We start from the raw sequence: 511 nt of genomic DNA on the forward strand, positions 1-511 counted from the left end.
TTTTTTGATATTTAAACACGCCAAAGTAAGCCCAACCTGATCCTCCATTTTGGACTTTCCTTTCTCTCTAGTGTATCTCAAATTATGGTACTCCTTAGCCGTTCCAAAGAGTCGTTCAATTGTTTCTTTGCGCTTCTTATAGAGCTCTTTCATTTCTCTTTGGTGACGAATCTCCTCACAAAATTCAAGGGCATCTTTCCAGACATGTCTCGTTACTACTTTTTGAAAATTCTTGCTTTGGGTACAAACGGATAATAGGGGGCAGTTAACACATACTTTAGGATTACTCTTATACTCACGGTAGCCTTCTCGAGTGGTTGTGCGATAGCTTAATACTTGATTCTCTGGACAGACATAACAGTCATAACTTGCATCATAAACAAAATTACTAGGTCTTAAGTTCCCCTTTACTCCCTTTGGACGAGTATAAGGAAAGACAGGAATGATGTTTCGCTCTAATAAATAATGGGCAATAGCTGGGGTCTTGTAACCTGAATCCGCAATAATATAG

1 protein-coding gene is annotated in these 511 nt (G+C 38.7%); it reads right to left on the minus strand.

Translation table 11 applies throughout. From position 1 onward, the window contains the following. Positions 1–511 (minus strand): transposase (locus QM911_RS09945; RefSeq protein WP_414313889.1); only part of this gene is annotated, 511 nt, incomplete at both ends.

The organism is Streptococcus infantis (assembly GCF_047460825.1).
GTDB lineage: Bacteria > Bacillota > Bacilli > Lactobacillales > Streptococcaceae > Streptococcus > Streptococcus infantis_V.